We start from the raw sequence: 16,956 nt of genomic DNA on the forward strand, positions 1-16,956 counted from the left end.
TGCTGCGGGCGATCAGGCTGCGGGTAGGCGTACCTCGAACTGGCAGCCGGGGCCGGTGTTGCGTACGCCGACTCGGCCGCCGTGGGCCTCGACGAGGCCGCGCACGATCGCGAGGCCGAGCCCGCCGCCGCCGGATCCGTCGGTTCCCGGTGTGCGGGCGCGTTCGCCGCGGAACGCGACGTCGAAGACCCGGCCCAGGTCGCTGTCGGGGATGCCACCGCAGGTGTCGGAGACGGCCAGCCACACACTGCCGTGCTCGTGGCCGGCGGCGATGTGCACGGTCCCGTCCGCAGGCGTGTACCGGACCGAGTTGATCAGCAGGTTGCTGACGATACGGGTGAGTTCGCGTTCCCCGGCCCGCACGAGCGGCCAGCCGCTGTCCGCCGCGACCAGCCGGATGCGCCGGCTCGCGGCGAGCGGGGCGACACCGGCGATGGCGTCGGACACGATCTCGCTCAGCGGCACCGTGGTGGGTACCAGGTGCAGCGCGCCGGCGTTGATCCGGGAGAGTTCGAACAGGTCGTCGACGAGCTGGGTCATGCGGTCGGTCTCGATGCGGATCCGCCGGTGGTATTCGTCGACGGTGGCTGGGTCCTGGATGACGCGGTCCTCGAGGGCTTCGGCCATCGCCCGCAGCCCGGCCAGCGGGGTGCGCAGGTCGTGCGACACCCAGGCGACCAGTTCGCGGCGCCCGGCCTCCAGGTGCCGTTCGCGGTCCCGGGCCGCTTGCGCCCAGACCGCGGAGGCGGCCAGCCGCCTGCCGAAGACGGCTCCGACGGCCAGGCTGATCACCGCGGAGGCGGTGACGGTGACGAGGACGACCCACAGGTCGTGCGCGGACAGGAACATGGCCTGGGCGACCGTGGCGACGCCGGCGACCACGGCGAGCACCGTGACGGCGAGCAGGACCAGGATGTGGACGAGGATGGAGCGGCCGCGCAGTAAACGCAGCACCCCAGCGCCGACCAGGCCGACGATCCCTCCGGCGGTGAGGGCGTAGAGCCCGATGAGCATCGTGTCGTTCACCGGTGGTGTCCCTCGTCGAGTGGCTCGTAGCTGTATCCGACGCCCCAGACGGTGCGGATGCGGGCCGGCTCGGCCGGGTTGTTCTCGATCTTCTCGCGGAGCCGGCGGACGTGGACGGTGACGGTCGACTGGTCACCGAACTGCCATCCCCAGACCTTGTCCAGCAGATCGGCGCGTGACCAGGCCCGGCCGGGATGGCGCATGAGGAAGACCAGCAGGTCGAACTCCCGGACGGTCAGTGACAGCGGAGCGCCGTGGCGTTCGGCGACACGGCGTGCGATGTCGACGGTCAGGTCCGCCTCACGCAGCGTCGAGGCAGTGCCGGGGCCCACCGCCTGTGTGCCGGTGCGCCGCAGCACCGACTGGATTCGCAGGACCAGCTCACGAGGGGAGAACGGTTTGGTCACGTAGTCGTCGGCGCCGACCTCCAGCCCGAGGACGCGGTCGGCCTCCTCACCGAGCGCGGTGAGCATGATGACCGGCAGGCCGGGCAGTTGCCGGCGGATCCGGCGGCACACCTCCAGGCCGTCGATGCCGGGCATCATCAGGTCGAGGACGACGAGGTCGGGGCATTGGGCGGCGATCGCCGCGAGGCCGTCGGCGCCGTCGGCGGCCAGCCGGACCTCACAGCCGGCCTGCTCCAGGTAGCGCCGTACGACGTCACTGACCGTGGCGTCGTCGTCGACCACCAGCACCCGATGTCCCATCCGGCCACGCTACCCATCACCGGCTCCCGGAACGTCCTTCCCAGGCCTTTCGGAATTCTTACGGCCCCCCGCCCGCCGGCGCCGCGGCAACGCGGCGACAGCGACGATGAAAAGTACGACAACCAGGTTCCGGCCGTACGCCGATGGCAGCGCCGAAGGGTTGTCCGCCGGGCGCCCGAACCCGAGAACCAGCGGCAGCGCCACGATCGTGATCGCGGCGGCGCAGATCGTCGCGGCGATGACCGCCGGGCGACGCCGTCGCGGGACCAGGCGGGTGATCACGGCGCCCACCGCGAGCAGGGCCGGCATCCAGATGACGTCGTGGACGACCAGCACCCCGGCCAGGAACGTCAGCACACCGGAGGGGGCCAGATCCGGGTCGTGGAGGGCGCCGGCAACGGCGTACCCCATGATCAGAATTCCGGTGAGGGCCAGGACGGTCCGCGTTGTCATCGTGGCTCCAGCACGGTGATCCGGCCGATCCATTTGGTCTGCAGCACGCCGGGCCGGTTCGGGGCGATCAGCCGCGCCGGGTAGCCGTGATCCAGGTGCAGGGGTTCGCCGCCAAGCCGCAGCGCGACCAGGGTGAGCGGGTCACGGGTGTGCTCGGCCGGCACGGTCGTGGACCGGTACCGGCCGCCTGTCTGCAGCGACTCCACCAGCACAGCCACCCGGTCCGGGTCGTCCCCGGTCAGCGCCACCAGATCACGTAACCGGACGCCGGTCCACTGCCCGGAGGCGCTCCAGCCCTCCACGCAGGCGATCGGCAGGTCCGCGGTGTGCTGGGGGAGCGCGGCGAGGGCGGCGAGGTCCAGGCTCAGCTGCCGGCGTGTGCCGGTGACCACCAGCCGGTACGACGGATCCACGACCAGGGAGGCGACCCCAGCGCCGACAGCGGTCGCGTTGACCGGCAACCCCTGCGGGCCCACAGGCGGGACGCGGGGCGCGAGGACCGCGAGGCCGGACAGCGGCCGGACGGTCTGGCCGACCGTGGTCAGGGTGATCAGCCCGGCGGCGGCGCCGACCGCGCCGAGCAGCCCGCGCCGGCTCAGCCCGTCCCGGTCCGCCTCGGCGACAGGGCGCGCGGCGAGGGCGGTGCGCACGGCCGGCAGTTGTACGCCGATGTGCACCAGGATCGCGCCGACCACCAACCAGGCCACCCAGTAGTGCCCGGAAGTGAAGAAGAACGGCATCGGCGCATACCAGCGGGCGACGTTCAGGATGCCGCTGACCACCTGGAACAGGGCGGCGGCGACCAGCACGCCGACGCTCGCGCGTTCGGCCGCGTGGGCGATCGACCGGATCGGCGGCCAGGTGAACAGATGTGGATAGACCGACCACAGTTTGGCGCCGAGCAACGGCACCGTGGCAAGCCCGGTCGCCACGTGCAGGCCCTGTGTGAACCGGTAGAGCCCGACGGGCCGCGACGGCCACCAGAACCACCCTGGCGGGTGCTGAACCAGATGACTGATCAGGCCGGTGACGAAACAGACGGCGAACGTCACCGCGAGCGCCATGCCGAGCTGACTGGTGAGGCGGGTCGATCGCGACGACGTCCTGAACCGGCCGGGGCGCAGCGGACCTCGCCGCAGTACTTCCGGCGGCGCCGGCAAAGGTGCCTGCAACCATCGGCTCAACGAAGTGTCAGCGTGGCGAACCATCGACCCGCCTCCGTCCTGGTGTCGAGGATGCGCATGGCGGCAGCCGACGCCAGGGCGGAAAGTCCGTCGACGGGAACGCAGGCCCAGCGCAGTGGACTGCCCTGGCCGGCCGGGGTCTGCACCGTCGCGATGCCGGACCAGGCGGGGGTGCCGGGCGGCGCCAGCTCGGCGTGCAGGAACCCGGCAGGTCCCAGCAGCTCACGGCACCGGCGCAGGAGCCGGTGCGGGTTGCCGCCGATGCCGATGTTGCCGTCGGCCAGCAGGAGATGCTGCCAGCGGCCGGTGCCGGGCACCGGGTCGAAGACGTCGCGTTGCAGCGCGATCGCGCCGCGGCGGCGGGCCAGGCGGATCGCCGCGGCGCTGACGTCGATGCCGAGGGCCGGCCGGCCGGAGCCGGTCAACGCGCCGGTGAGCCGGCCGGGTCCGCAGCCGACGTCGAGGGTCGGGCCGGTGCAGCGGTCGAGCAGTGCCTCGTCTCCGGCGATGGCGTCCTGGCACCAGGCGATCGGGTCGAACCGGAGCAGGCTGCCGCTGGCGTGCCGGGCGGTGAACGCGGCGGGGATGCCGGCCGCGGCCCGGTTGATGGCGGCGTCGAAGACCGCGACGGCGTTCATCCGGCGACCGCCGTGGGTGATGGCACCTCGGCGGTGACAGCACGAGCGAAACGGCTGTCCGTCGGGCACATGACGGCCACCGCGTGCGCGTCGGCCGCGGTGTCCACGTCGCGCAGGTGAGGCAGCAGCTGTACGCGCAGGCCGTGGCGGCGTAGTGCGGTCAGCGTCTGCCGCCCGGTGGTCGGCGTGGACGTGGGGATGGTGCGCAAGATCTCGGCGTGGCCGGGGTCGCGCAGGCCCAGCGCCCACCAGCCGCCGTCGTCCGCCGGCCCCAGCACCGCGTCCACATCGGCGAGCAGCCGCAGGGCCTTGTCGAGGTGATCGGCGGCGGTGAGTTGTGGGGTGTCCATGCCGATCAGGACGGTGGCGGTGCCCGGTGCCCGGTTGTCGGCGAACGCGTTGGCGAGGCGGTCGCCGAGCGGGCCGCCCCGCTGAGGGGCCACCGTCCAGCCCGGCGGCGCCGGGTAGTCGCCGTCGACGACCAGGACGCGGGAACCGGCCGCGGCCATGGCGACCGCGTCGAGGGTGTCGGCCAGCGCGGCGGCGGCGACCCGGGCTGCCTGGCCGGGAGCGCAGGGTGGGCACAGCCGCGTCTTGACCCGGCCCGCAACCGGCGCCTTGGCCATCACCAGGATCTGGGGAGCGCTCATCGGGCCAGCACCGCACTCATGTCACGGACCGCCCGGAGGGTGCCGAGGACGGTGCCGGTCACCTTGGAGCGGGTGCCGGCGGCCCGCGGGTGGTAGTCGACGTCGACCTCGATCACCCGCCACCCGGCCCGCCCGGCTGCGATCAGCAGTTCCAGCGGATAGCCGAACCGACGGTCGCGCAACCGCAGCGCGAGCAGGTCGTCGCGGCGTACGGCCCGGATCGGGCCGATGTCGTGCACGTCGAGACCGGTCGTCCGGCGCAGTCGGCGGGCGAGAACGGCGTTGGCGGCCCGCGCGTGCAGCGGCCACACCCCACGCGCTGCCGGACGCCGCCGGCCGGTGCCCAACTCGGCCGCACCGGAGAGCACCGGCCCGGCCAGCCGGGGCAGCTGTGCCGGGTCGAAGGAGCCGTCGGCGTCCATCACGCACACCACCCCGTCGTCCGGGTCGGCGGCCAGCACACCGGCGTGCACGGCCGCCCCGTACCCGGGCTCGGCCACGCTGATCACCTCGGCGCCGTGAGCGCGGGCCACCGCGGCCGACCCGTCGGTCGAGCCGTTGTCCACCACGATCGGCCGGTAGCCGGCCGGCATCCGGGCCAGCAGGCCGGGCAGGGCCGCAGCCTCGTCCCGGCAGGGAAGCACCACATCGGTCATGCTGCGGACGCTAGGACGTGATCGGCCCGGATTTCCTTACGTGGCGATGACGAGGTCTTACGGAACGATGACGTGGCCCGGGAGTCCTTACGATCCGCTGACGGCTCGCCGCGATCGGGACCCGATGCCTCGTTCCGGCCCTACCGTCGGCGCCGTGACTCACGTACTCGTGACCGGTGGAGCCGGTTTCATCGGAACCCACGTCGTAACCGCCCTGCACGGCGCCGGCCATCAGGTGACCGTCGTCGACGCAGGCCATCCCGGCGCGCACCGCGCGCCGCTGCCGGACACCGTGGAGGGGGCCCCGCTGCGCCGGATCGACCTGCGTGACCAGGCGGCGGTCGCGGGCGTCCTTGCCGGTGTCGACGTCGTGGTTCATCAAGCCGCGATGGTGGGACTCGGCGTGGACCTCGACGACCTGCCCGAGTACGTCGGCTGCAACGACCTCGGCACCGCGGTCCTGCTGACCGAGATGGCTCGCGCCGGCATCCATCGGCTCGTGCTGGCCAGCTCCATGGTCGTCTACGGCGAAGGCGCCTACACCTGCCCGCGACACGGCCCGGCACGCCCCGGGCCGCGGACGGTCGCGGATCTGGCCGCCGGCCGGTTCGAGCCGCCCTGCGCCGTCTGCGGCACCCCACTGGAGCCGGGCCTGGTCGACGAGCAGGCGCCGCTGGATCCGCGCAGCGTGTACGCCGCGACCAAGGTCGCCCAGGAACATCTGACCGCGGCGTGGTCGCGACAGACCGGCGGCACCGTCGTGGCGTTGCGCTACCACAATGTGTACGGGCCGGGCATGCCCCGCGACACCCCGTACAGCGGCGTCGCGGCGATCTTCCGGTCCGCGCTGGAGGCCGGCCGGGCGCCGCGTGTGTTCGAGGACGGCGGCCAGCGGCGCGACTTCGTGCACGTCCGCGACGTGGCGGCCGCCAACCTCGCCGCCCTGAACGCGACCGGCACGCGCACCGGCTGGCGTGCCTACAACATCGCCTCCGGCCGTCCGGCCACCATCGGGCAGATGGCCGCCGAGCTCGCGCGAGCCGCTGGCGGCCCCTCTCCCGTCGTCACGGGCGAGTTCCGGCTCGGCGACGTGCGGCACGTGGTCGCCGCGCCGGCCCGGGCACGGACCGAACTGGGTTTCCGGGCGACCGTGGACCTCGCCGACGGGATCGCCGAGTTCGCCTCCGCACCGCTGCGCGGATGAGCGCCCGCCTTGGGAACCGGCCGCCACGTGCCGACCTGATCGCCGCCGGCATCGCTGTCGGGTTGTTCGCGGTGGCCGCGGTCACCGGCGGTGTGCTGTACCTGCTGGGGCGGCCGGTGCACGCCAGCACCCCGCCCCTGTTCGCGCAATGGCTGCCGCACGTCGGGCCCGGCACACCGCTCGCCGTCCTGGTAGCCGTACTGGTCTGGTGGCGAGGGCCGGCGCTCGCGGCCCGGATGCCCTGGCGGCCGCTACTGGCTCTGTCCTATGTCACCACCGTGGGCTGGACGCTGTCACTCGCGCTGATCGACGGCTGGCGACGCGGCATCGCCGACCGGCTGACCACCGAGCACGAATACCTGCACGAGGTCCCCGGCATCACCGACATCCCCGCCACGCTCGCCGGATTCACCACACGGATCCTCGACTTCCAGCCGGACTCCTGGACCACCCACGTGTCCGCTCATCCGCCGGGGGCGCTGCTGGTGTTCGTCTGGCTCGACCGGGCCGGGCTGAGCGGCGGCGCCTGGGCCGGGGTGGCGTGCATCCTGGTGGCGGCGCTGGTGGGAGTGGCGGTGCCGCAGACGGTGCGGCTGCTCGGCACCGACGATGCGGCCCGCGCCGTGCTGCCGTTCGTGGTGTTGTTCCCGGGCGCGGTCTGGTTCGGGGTGTCGGCTGACGGGCTGTTCGCCGGTGTGACCGCCGGCGGCATCGCCCTGTTGGCATTCGGCGTGACCCGCGGGCGTCCTGCGGGTGCGTTCGCCGGTGGCGTCCTTCTGGCCTTCGGCTGCTACCTGTCGTATGGGCTGCTGCTGATGGCCGTGATCGCGTTGGCGGTCATCGTTGCGGCCGGCCGACACCGGCGCGTCGCAGTCTGGGCGTTTGCCGGCGCGGCGCCGGTCGTGGCCGCTTTCACGGCGGCCGGCTTCTCCTGGCTCACCGGCTATCACCTGCTCATCGAGCGCTACTACCAGGGCATCGCCAGCGATCGCGCCTACGGCTACTGGGTCTGGGCCAACCTCGCGCTCATGGTCGTCTGCGCCGGCCCCGCAGCCGCGGTGATCCTCCGCCGGGCGGTGACAGTCGCGCGACCGCGTGCTCGCGACGCCGTCTGGATTCTGCCGCTCGCCGCTGCGGTGGCGATCGTCGCCGCGGACCTGTCGGGCTACAGCAAGGCCGAGGTGGAACGCATCTGGCTGCCCTTCGCGGTGTGGCTGATGGCCGGTGCGGCCCTGATTCCACCCGCCGACCGCCGGACCTGGCTCGCCGTCCAGGCAGCGGTGGCCCTGACGGTCAACCACCTGGTCCTGACGGTCTGGTAGCCGTTCCGCGAGTTCTTACCAAATGATGACGTACCCGGTGAATATTCATCTTTCGCCGCCCAGGGGTCCGTATCCGCTCACGTCGACACATCACCGGATCCGGCCTTCACCGCATCAAGGAGATCCCCATGAAACGCAGACAGACCTGGTCCCCGGCCCTGAAGTCACGGCCCGCCAGGATCGCCATGGCCGCAGTGGTGCTGGCGGCCACCGGCGCCCTCACCGCCACCTTCGTCTCCAGCGGCGGCAAGGGCACCGCGGACGCCGCCACCAGCCTGGCGCAGTTCGTGCCGATCCAGAACGTACGGCCCAACGTGCGCGACCCTCGGCCCACCGCGGCCGCCTCGACAGGCCGGTTCACGGTGAACTGCGGCACGAACGGCAACGGCAAGTTCAGCCCGGACAACCCGGTGGCCCAGCCCGGCATCAAGAACGGCGCCGAACATGTCCACGACTTCGTCGGCAACCTGGCGATCACCGCGGACTCCTCGAATGCCGACCTCGAGGCGTCCGGCACCACCTGCCGCAACGGCGACAAATCGTCGTACTTCTGGCCTGTCGTACGCATCGACAAGTCCGTCCGCAGCGGTAACCAGGTCCAGCAGGCCCTCTCCCAGACTCAGCCGGCGGTCGTGTGCCCCTCGGTCCGGGACCGGCTGCCCGCCGTCCCCGCTCGAACCCGCGCCCGCGTCGACCGCCTCCTGACCGAACTGGACCGCCTGACAGCCGACGCCAACGAACGGATGACCGCCAGCCGCGGACGCATCGACCCCGCCGTCAACAAGCAGGTCCTCGACTCGCTACGCACCCGTCGCGCGGCTCTGATCAAGGACATCAGCGCCACCGTCGGCAACGCCGTCGGCAACCGGCCGGGCATGGTCTCGCTGGTCGACTGTGACATCAGCTATGACGGCATGCACGCCGCGATGCACGGGACCGCCCACGCCGCGAGCACCAAAGCCGGCCAGGTCGCCAACCCGCAGGTCCAGTGCCCCACCGTCCGCGACAAACTGCCCGGCGTACCCGACCAGGCCCTCGCCGAAGTCAACCGCAACCTCGACGAACTCGACCGGCAGATCTCCGAGGCCAACGAACGCCTCGTCACCACGCGCGGTCAGGGCGGCGCCGCCTTCGTCGACAACGCCGTCCTCGGGCCGCTGCGTGCCAAACGAATCGCCGTACTCGACCGGATCGCCACCGCCATCGGCCGGCAGGCGACCCGCCCGCAGGGCCTCGAGGTACTCGCCGCCTGCACACTGAACCAGGCCCCCGCCGCCCCCAGCGCTCCGGCCACACCCAGTGGCGCACCCACCAGCGCCGCCGCACTGCCCGAGCCGCAAGGACCCGACTTCGAACTACCCGGCAACACCGGCGGCATCGTCCGCCCCGCGAAAGTGCTCATCGAATACCGCGGCAACCCGGTCAGCGAGGTCGTGCCGATGCCCAAGTTCCTCCGGACCCTCACCGGCGACGCCAAACCCACCAGCCGCGGACCGGCCAACGCCCGCGCCACCTGGACCTGCTCCGGATTCACCGACCGGCTCTCCGACAAATATCCGATCTGCCCCGCCGGCCGGCAGGTCCAGCGCGTCCAGGACTTCCCCGGCTGCTGGGACGGCAAGAACATCGACAGCGACAACCACCGCAAACACGTCGCGTTCGCGGACAAGACCACCGGCGCTTGCCCGCAAGGCTTCCGCGCCATCCCGCAACTACGGATCACCATCTCCTACAACATCCCCCGTAGCGTCCAGGTCAAGGGCCAATACGCCCTCGACTCCTTCCCCGAGGAGAACCACAACCCCTTCTCCGACCACAACGACTTCATCAACGTCAACTCCACCCGCGCCATGCAAGGCATCACCACCTGCATAAACACCGGCAAACGGTGTTCATGACACCCTCCAGGCCGTGACGATCGTGAGTGTCCCGCCGGCGCCGTCACGGCCCGGCGGGACACTCAATCCGCTCGACAACCCGTGCGGCCCTGGTTCCGGCCAGCAGCTGCCGCTGACGTCCCACATACGTCGCTGGCCGCTCCCACGCATGGTCAGCGGCGGCGAGGGCCCGGAGCGCACGCATCGTCCGGCGATCTTGGGATTGCAGGCGTTCATCGAACCGTGACGATGACGGCAGTCCAAACGCCGCACATCTACGCCTGCCGAAAATCGGCCTGGATTCGGCGCCTGCTCAAGCGCTGGTACCAGCGGGATCGGTGCCTGTCACCTTTGAGGGTGGTGCCGGGCCTGCTGTGAGCGTTGCCAGGGTGAATGGTTCCGATGCCCATATGTCTTTCAGGGAATTGCAGATGCTATCGATAGATAAGGGGCTCGTTCCTCTCCATCGAGGTGGTTTGCGATTCCGACTCCTTGCCTTCTCCTTCGCCGCCAACGGCTGATGCTGTCGATGCATGGCGGCAGAGCGGCCCGCCGACAGCGAGCCAGTGGAGGAGCCGAAGCCGGAGGAGGAACAGGATGACGAGAACGCTGCTGGCGAGGAGACGTCCCGGACAGAGCAGCGATCGCCGCACCGTCGGCTGCCATCACGACGGGTGTGGGCGGTGAAGAGGGCCTGGATAGCACAAAACCCCACCAGGCATCACGTGAAACGTGAATGACCTGCGTGGGGTTTATCGTGTCCGAGGCCCAACACTTGGGACACACACACGGCCATCCTTCGGCGTGACATTAAGCTCCAGCGGTAGGCATCCTCAAGAACGACCAGGCAATCAGAAGGAACATGGAAAGATCTTATGTCCGGCCTGAATTGGCCTTCGTGTGAACCTCGAAGTTGAGGGCGTTGTAAGGACCTGCCGGCCGAGCTGCATCAAGAGTAGCAATTGACCAACTATCGATGTTCGCTATCGCTTCCTGCATTGATGAGATGATCGCTACTTGCGCATGCTCCGCAGCGGTCTCAAGTCGATCTAGAGTCGATCCGACAGCCCTACTGTCGACGAATCGCCCAAATAGTCCATCGACTAAGAGAAAAGTAGGTTCCACTCTAGCGTGATGTCGGGCATGGGCAGTTGCCAATTCGACTAGAACTGCAGCACTCACAGAACCTTGAAGGCGATCTAGATTTTCCTCTCGAACAACCCGCTGCCCGATTGCCAATGTCCATTCAATACGGTTACCGTTAACTTGTACATCTTTGACTATGCCATTTGTTTCCGGCAGCGATTTTATGAGCGCCTTCATTCCCGTTACACTCAGGTCGAACATTGCGGCAAGCTGCGCCACACCTCCTTTGTATTGGAAGCAGTCTAGCGAGAGGAGGATGGTCTTATAGGGGCGTGCGACATAGGGAACTTCCCGACCATCAAGTACATGCCTTACTTCGCCGGATCGGCCTCTTGTTGACACATCATGAGTTCGCGGATCGAACCACTTGACTGCGATGTCAACATCAACTCTTTGAGAAAGATCGGCAACGTAGTCAGGATAAGCCACGCTAGCAATAAGCCGAGCTAGCACAGACTTTCCGCTTGCGTTGGGGCCGGTGATTATATTACGCATACCTAGGTCGAATGTTCTTCCGGCTAGTGTGCCCGGAGCGGCAGCTACCTTGATTGACTCAACGAGCCCGTACGCATCGGATGCGATTCCCGTAAGCTCCGCCCCTTTTCTAGCTTCGTGCAGACGTTTCCAGGCTTTCAACTGTGAGGCAGAGTAGAAGCTTCCGGATTCGGAGTCGATGGCTTTACCGTGCGTATAGCAGCACCAAATTCCGTTTTCTGGTTCGCCCCTCTCGGCGGAGGAAAGGCCACCATCGCCTCGTGGCCCCCCAGGGGAGGCTGAATATATATGAGCAGCCATTCCAGTCCGTATGACGCCTTTTCCGTCCGGGGCGGGCCCGATGGTGGTGCGACCACAATTGAGGACGGAACATTGGTATCCAGCCCTCTCGGCTAGAACCTTCCGTACCGCTGACAAAAATTCAGCTCGCATTCTCATCCAAACACATCGGCAATCCGGGAAGAAAACGTAATCAGATATATGATGATCCGCTAGGTCAGCATCCATTAAACGTTGAAAGTATGCCGAACTGCTACTAGCAATCGACCAGATTGCTTATGCGAATAAGGCTGATATCCGCCTGTTCTGATTTACTTCAAGCTAAGAGTATGCCCGGCTAAATACACTCAGGACGATTCCGGTTAAGCACCCACAGAGCAAGTTCCAATCGATGGATTCTACGTCGACTCGCCGTCCGCCCGGACGGAAATGTACAATTCGATTCCGAAGAACGTAGATTGCTTTTCCGGCTGAAGCTAGCAAATCATTACCGACCTCCACGCCGAGGCAGTCACACACGGTCTCCAGATCCTTTTGGACAGCATATTGGAGAATGAGATTCAGGCTTGACGATTCTTGTGGACGCCACCCCATGGAATCCTCAAGCGCTGCAGCCATCTCTTGCCAGGAAACGCTTAACCCGAGTTTTTCTACTAGCTTGCGAGACGACTCGTATGCATATGTAGCTTCAATGCATCTATACAACGCCATAAAAAGGCTTTGTGGATCAGCATCAAAGACTGACCTGCAAATTGCATAGTAAGGGAGATGGGGAACGTTCAGGTCAGTAAGGGTAAGTAACTCCTCAGCGAGTGCTTCATCGATCCAAGATCCACCTTGGCGGCATTCTTCAATGCAAGCCATTAAGTACATTCTCCATATGGATTCATCGTCCGGAGCTTCCTGCCATGTAAAAACCTGAATTCTCGGAAACAGTCGTGCTATCTCCACACCCTCGTGACCGCGATAGTCCGGATCCTGTTCTCTGCTGGATGCCTCTATGATGTTCTTGATTTGCAATGGACCTTCGGTTGGAAATGGCTTGACTTCGCTCAATAGGCAAACAATTATTCCTGCGTTCAGCTCTATTGCAGTCACTTGCGTAGGAAGGTTCGGCTCAAAGTCGAATCCAACTAGACCGATATAGCTACTATCTCCCTTTGTTAGATGTGAAAGGGACCGATGGTTTCCAAATCTGAGGGTTGACGCTACGACTAGGTGCTGCAGGAAGTCGCGTTCCGCCTCCAGTAGTTCCCCATCCTCTATCCCCGCGAAGCGCACCCAGCGTGTGTTGCCGCTTGAAGCTATCTCGACGTCACGTCGCTTGCAATAATCTTCCAGGTGTAGAAATAAGGCTTGATTCGCGAGCTTCATGTTGCGGTTCATTAGTTCGCCCGCCAGCAAGGCTCTAGGCTGTCGAGCGCGAATTTTTCCTCTACTAAGACCTTGAAGGCTTCCGCAAAGACCGCGCGTTCATAGCGTCCTACTTGCCCAACGCGGCGATCCAGTACTTCCCTTAGCACGTCAAGCCGGATAAATTCTGCGAGATCAGCTTCATTCAGTCCATCCAGCTTTTCAATAAGAGAATTCTGCGCTTCTTTAAGGGCCGTCAACCGGGTTCCTCGTTGCTCGGCAAGGCGATTTGCGCCTGGGCGCCCAAGTACCGCAGTTGCGATCGCAACTATAAAGCCAATGCGTGCCGGCTGGCCGCCAAAGATGTCACGACCCCTCGTGTACCGTGTAGACTCTTTTGGCTCGTACCTGGAGAAGGATTTGTCGAGTCGAGCAAGTAGACCAAGTGCCTCATAGAACTGAGCCTGGAACTCAGTGTCTGACAAGTTGTCCACGAAGTCCAAGCGTGAGAACTCGTCCGAAACAGCCTCTTTCGCATCGACTGCGGTTTTCCGGAGAGAGAATGCGATATAAAGTTCCACAATGTCGTCGCTCGCGTATTGGCCTCCACCGACGCGCCGTCCGCGGTCGTCAGGAGTCGAAAGCTTAGCAAGGTCCGGCACATTCCGTTGGATTTCTTCAAGCAGGGGTGAGAACACAACAGTCAGTTGTCGACTGATTGTCCATGGTACCTGTCCGGTATTCAGAACAAGCATTCTATAGATCATGGCACGAACGGTAGTAGCTAGCCAGAATTCAATGCGTAGGCGGCGATTAGATACGGTTGGATCGTCGCGCTGTGCCTCGAGCATCGCAGCAGTACGCTGCATTCCGTCAATGATTGAAAGGCTGCTCAGGTCCGAATCGCCTAGCACTTCATTTACGGAGTCGGCTTCGTCTATCGGGAGAGTGTTGAAAACGTCATCCTCGATAACGGCGCCAATCACGACGGGAGGTAGAACGGCACCGAGCTTAATATCGGCCACCATGCGGGCGCGGATTCTTTTCGCCGTTGTGGTAGTCAGCACATCTCGCTGTCCGGATAAAGCGCCACGCGTTTGATGCGCATCGTTAATCAAGTCGACGTATTCGCCGATGGTCATGGTCGTCTGGAGTGACCAGCATTGCGTGCGCTCATCGTAGAGCCAGTCCATATTATTCACTCCGTGGTCCTAATGGATGAGAACCTGCAATGGGCCACTATAGCGCACGTCCGCGTCGAAGGGAAAGGTTAACGCCAGCGCCAAGCGGTGGCTGCACGATTGCCAACCTGGACTTCAAGGAATCTGGCTAAATGTGACCTTTCGAATCGATTACTTCGGTATGGTTTTCGTATAGTAGCGAAATTCGGAATGTTCGACGTCTGGCATCTCTGTTCGTGAGGCTTCCAGTCGCCCGCCATCTGAAGGTGGTGGAAAACTGCTCCCTCTCTGGCTTAGCTAAGCCCCAGACTCGCTCGGATTGACCCCGATGAGTTATTGGGCTTCTTCTTGGCTTGCACTGAACGACTTCACGCGCCCACGCGCCGTCTGTTCAGGCTAAATTGTGGCGTAATTTCCATCATCGATCGCCTAGGGACGGGATGGGACGCCAAGAAGGACGGAGACGTCTCGGATCCTGGGGTTCACGCGACATCTCAGTATCCACACTCTTAGTTCGTATCCGGTAGTCGGAACACTGAATCCTAGAGCTGCCGGTGTGATAGGGCCTGACCATTCATGGGTTGCGCCGGGCGGATGGATTATCACCGATGCTGAGGATGGGCGATGGGTATGGGATCACTGCAATCAGGATCCGGGGAGCTTGAGTGGCTGGGACTGCCTGAGTTTGTTGGTACGGCTGAGATTCAGAGAATCTTGAAGGTTGGCCGGCGGCGGGTTTATCAGATCATTGGGCGGAGTGGCTTTCCTGAGCCGGCTGCTGTGCTTGCCAGCGGTAAGGTCTGGATCACGGCCGAGGTCATAGCCTGGATCCGGGTCAATCGGCCTGCGGATCTGCCGTGAGTGCTGGTCTCTACCTTGCTCAGGCTGCGCAGGACCGGCTGGTGCTCGCGGATGCGAAGTTGAATCAGCACCTGGCGGGGACTCCGGGTGGGCTCTGCGCTGTGTGTCTGGAGCCGGAACCCTGTCGTGCTCGCTATGAGGCGCTTCGAGTCTTTGATCAGTACGGCGTTCTCCCGCGTCGGCGGCCTGGTCTTGCTGGTGCTTCGGCTGTTCGGGGTCAGAGTTTTGATGGCTTTGCTGAGCCCCAGACTCGTTCGAATGACTCCGTGTGAGTGGCGACCATGCCGGCGTCGCTGGTGCTCTTGAGGTGGAGTACCGGTGCGTGGGCGGCTGGGCGGCCGTAGATGTGGGAGTTGACCAGCATTTCGTCGTCGGCGCGGCATAGCGAGTTGTAGAGCACCGTGTCGTGTAGGCGGAGCATGATTCCCGGCTCTGCGGCGAGCGGTTGGAGGCTGACCAGCGCGGTTCGAATGCGGACGCTCATGCCGGCGCCCACGCGTTCCTCGTCGCCTCGGCTTGCGACTTGGGCGCCGTCCGGGTCACCGAGCGCTATGCGGACGCGGACGCCGCTGCGTGCCTTCTTGCGGAGCAGAGCCGGGACTGAGACATCCTCGGCGAGGAACAGAGCGCTATAGGCCAAGACGTCGATCTCGTGTTCTGCGCGGCTGAGCAGGCGCGCCCACACGTCGGTGGGTACGGCGGACCGGTGTGGGTAGACGATCCGGACCTCGTCGGCGATGGCCGACTGCTCAGTCGGACGGGGCAAGGTCGGCCACAGGTCGTGGGGCTGCCATCCGGTGATTCTGACCAGGGCTGCACGGTGGCGGGGGTAGGGCATGCGGCCGGTCATCCATCGCTGGACGGTCTTCGGGTCGACATCGAGGCGGGCTGCTACGTCGATGATGCCGACCCCGGCGCTGTGCAGGGCTCGGGCAAGTGGACTGTTCACGCAACGACTCCCATCGCTGGCAATCGGCGTCATCGTAGCTAAGAAGTCCCTAGACGTCCTAGCCCTGCGGTTCACGCTGGGTCACCTGATCGGCAGACTCGGCATCGATGGGACGCGCTGGACGAGCGGATGGGCTGCGATGCCGAGAGATGACCAGGCCGAGGTTGAAACGGCGCGTAGGGCCACCGATCGGCTGGCGCTGGTTCTGGAAGACCTCGGGTTCGATGTCGGCCAGGAGTTCCCCGGCTTGCATGACGTCATCGACCGGCGAGGTGTGGCGGTTGTACGGCTCGGGGACGTGATGCCGGCGATCGCGGAGCGGCTTGCCGAGGTGCTTTCAGGACTCCGGGGGTAGGCCGGACTGGGGGAGGTAGTACGAGGCGGCAAGGGCCAAGGGGGTATAGGGGCGTTCGCTAATCTGCCGGTGTGGCGGAGATTGAGCGTGCCCGTGACCTCACACGGCTGGTGCTGGCTGAGTCGATCCCGCGCCGGTGGGCGCACAGCCAAGGTGTCGGGCGTAAGGCTGAGTCGGTCGCGCACCTTCTCGACGACGAGGCTTCCGCGCTGGTCTGCGCTGCCTGGTTGCATGACGTCGGCTACGCGCCCGATCTGGTCGTCACCGGTATGCACCAGCTCGACGGCGCCCGCTACCTGCGCGACGTCGCCGGCTTGGATGACCTGATCTGCCGGTTGGTCGCTCATCACTCGTGCGCGTTCATCGAGGGCCGCAATCGAGGGCTGGCCGACGAGCTTGCGAGTGAGTTTCCTCCGGTCGGGGGCCTGGCGTCGCATGCGATCACTTATGCCGACATGACCACTACCCCCGACGGCGATCCGGTCGAGGTGGAGCAGCGGCTTGCCGAGATTCTTTCCCGGTACGGGGATGGCCACCTCGTTGCCGAGTCGATCCGTGAGGCTAGCCCTCTGATCATCGACTCGGTGCAGGTGATCAACACAGCGCTGGCTGAGCGCTGA

The 16,956-nt window shown here is 65.8% G+C and carries 16 protein-coding genes; 5 read left to right on the forward strand and 11 right to left on the reverse strand.

All coding sequences use genetic code 11. From position 1 onward, the window contains the following. Nucleotides 1-12: 12 nt before the first annotated feature. The 7 genes from BJ964_RS21105 to BJ964_RS21135 all read right to left on the reverse strand — a co-directional run bounded on the left by BJ964_RS21105 (nt 13) and on the right by BJ964_RS21135 (nt 5,314). On the reverse strand, nt 13-1,014 hold the full coding sequence (locus tag BJ964_RS21105) for a sensor histidine kinase (RefSeq protein WP_188127074.1): 1,002 nt from the start codon (nt 1,012-1,014) through the stop codon (nt 13-15). Nucleotides 1,015-1,022: 8 nt separating this feature from the next. Then, nucleotides 1,023-1,733, reverse strand: coding sequence for a response regulator transcription factor (locus tag BJ964_RS21110; RefSeq protein ID WP_188122269.1), 711 nt, complete (start codon nt 1,731-1,733; stop codon nt 1,023-1,025). 9 nt (nt 1,734-1,742) lie between these two features. Then, the gene (locus tag BJ964_RS21115; protein ID WP_188122270.1) at nt 1,743-2,186 is read right to left on the reverse strand and encodes a hypothetical protein; all 444 of its coding nucleotides are present in this window, start codon (nt 2,184-2,186) and stop codon (nt 1,743-1,745) included. Next, nucleotides 2,183-3,250 (reverse strand): molybdopterin-dependent oxidoreductase, encoded by a 1,068-nt coding sequence (locus BJ964_RS21120; RefSeq protein ID WP_229806995.1) that lies wholly within the window; start codon nt 3,248-3,250, stop codon nt 2,183-2,185. The genes BJ964_RS21115 and BJ964_RS21120 overlap by 4 nt, the downstream gene beginning before the upstream one ends. Before the next feature lie 116 nt (nt 3,251-3,366). After that, nucleotides 3,367-4,008: a methyltransferase domain-containing protein gene (locus BJ964_RS21125; RefSeq protein ID WP_188122272.1), complete on the reverse strand. Its 642-nt coding sequence runs from the start codon at nt 4,006-4,008 to the stop codon at nt 3,367-3,369. Continuing rightward, nucleotides 4,005-4,658 carry a TIGR04282 family arsenosugar biosynthesis glycosyltransferase gene (locus BJ964_RS21130; RefSeq protein WP_188122273.1) on the reverse strand — a complete coding sequence of 218 codons (654 nt, stop codon included), beginning with the start codon at nt 4,656-4,658 and terminating at the stop codon, nt 4,005-4,007. The genes BJ964_RS21125 and BJ964_RS21130 overlap by 4 nt, the downstream gene beginning before the upstream one ends. Beyond that, nucleotides 4,655-5,314: a glycosyltransferase family 2 protein gene (locus BJ964_RS21135; protein ID WP_188122274.1), complete on the reverse strand. Its 660-nt coding sequence runs from the start codon at nt 5,312-5,314 to the stop codon at nt 4,655-4,657. The genes BJ964_RS21130 and BJ964_RS21135 overlap by 4 nt, the downstream gene beginning before the upstream one ends. A 154-nt stretch (nt 5,315-5,468) precedes the next feature. Between BJ964_RS21135 and BJ964_RS21140 the strand changes: the two genes are divergently transcribed. The 3 genes from BJ964_RS21140 (at nt 5,469) to BJ964_RS21150 (ending at nt 9,738) form a co-directional block, all read left to right on the forward strand. After that, the gene (locus BJ964_RS21140; RefSeq protein WP_229806996.1) at nt 5,469-6,518 is read left to right on the forward strand and encodes an NAD-dependent epimerase/dehydratase family protein; all 1,050 of its coding nucleotides are present in this window, start codon (nt 5,469-5,471) and stop codon (nt 6,516-6,518) included. Next, nucleotides 6,515-7,840 carry a hypothetical protein gene (locus BJ964_RS21145; RefSeq protein ID WP_188122276.1) on the forward strand — a complete coding sequence of 442 codons (1,326 nt, stop codon included), beginning with the start codon at nt 6,515-6,517 and terminating at the stop codon, nt 7,838-7,840. Before BJ964_RS21140 ends, BJ964_RS21145 begins: the two co-directional genes overlap by 4 nt. Before the next feature lie 128 nt (nt 7,841-7,968). Then, nucleotides 7,969-9,738: a DUF1996 domain-containing protein gene (locus tag BJ964_RS21150; protein WP_188122277.1), complete on the forward strand. Its 1,770-nt coding sequence runs from the start codon at nt 7,969-7,971 to the stop codon at nt 9,736-9,738. Between the two features lie 852 nt (nt 9,739-10,590). Here the strand turns inward: BJ964_RS21150 and BJ964_RS21155 are convergent. The 4 genes from BJ964_RS21155 to BJ964_RS21170 all read right to left on the reverse strand — a co-directional run bounded on the left by BJ964_RS21155 (nt 10,591) and on the right by BJ964_RS21170 (nt 16,014). After that, nucleotides 10,591-11,292: a hypothetical protein gene (locus BJ964_RS21155; RefSeq protein ID WP_188122278.1), complete on the reverse strand. Its 702-nt coding sequence runs from the start codon at nt 11,290-11,292 to the stop codon at nt 10,591-10,593. Between the two features lie 666 nt (nt 11,293-11,958). Further along, the gene (locus BJ964_RS21160) at nt 11,959-13,011 is read right to left on the reverse strand and encodes a hypothetical protein (protein ID WP_188122279.1); all 1,053 of its coding nucleotides are present in this window, start codon (nt 13,009-13,011) and stop codon (nt 11,959-11,961) included. 11 nt (nt 13,012-13,022) lie between these two features. Beyond that, a complete protein-coding gene (locus tag BJ964_RS47355) occupies nt 13,023-14,183 on the reverse strand; it encodes a hypothetical protein (protein ID WP_203832485.1) in 1,161 nt (386 codons plus the stop codon). Nucleotides 14,184-15,249: 1,066 nt separating this feature from the next. Then, nucleotides 15,250-16,014, reverse strand: coding sequence for an XRE family transcriptional regulator (locus BJ964_RS21170; RefSeq protein ID WP_223149588.1), 765 nt, complete (start codon nt 16,012-16,014; stop codon nt 15,250-15,252). 106 nt (nt 16,015-16,120) lie between these two features. Here BJ964_RS21170 and BJ964_RS21175 point away from each other — a divergent pair, with 106 nt between their 5' ends. Both BJ964_RS21175 and BJ964_RS21180 read left to right on the forward strand, forming a co-directional pair. After that, the gene (locus BJ964_RS21175; RefSeq protein WP_188122280.1) at nt 16,121-16,336 is read left to right on the forward strand and encodes a hypothetical protein; all 216 of its coding nucleotides are present in this window, start codon (nt 16,121-16,123) and stop codon (nt 16,334-16,336) included. Nucleotides 16,337-16,407: 71 nt separating this feature from the next. Beyond that, entirely contained in the window at nt 16,408-16,956 is a 549-nt protein-coding gene (locus tag BJ964_RS21180; protein WP_188122281.1) for an HD domain-containing protein, read from the forward strand.

Source organism: Actinoplanes lobatus (assembly GCF_014205215.1).
Classification (GTDB): Bacteria; Actinomycetota; Actinomycetes; order Mycobacteriales; family Micromonosporaceae; genus Actinoplanes; species Actinoplanes lobatus.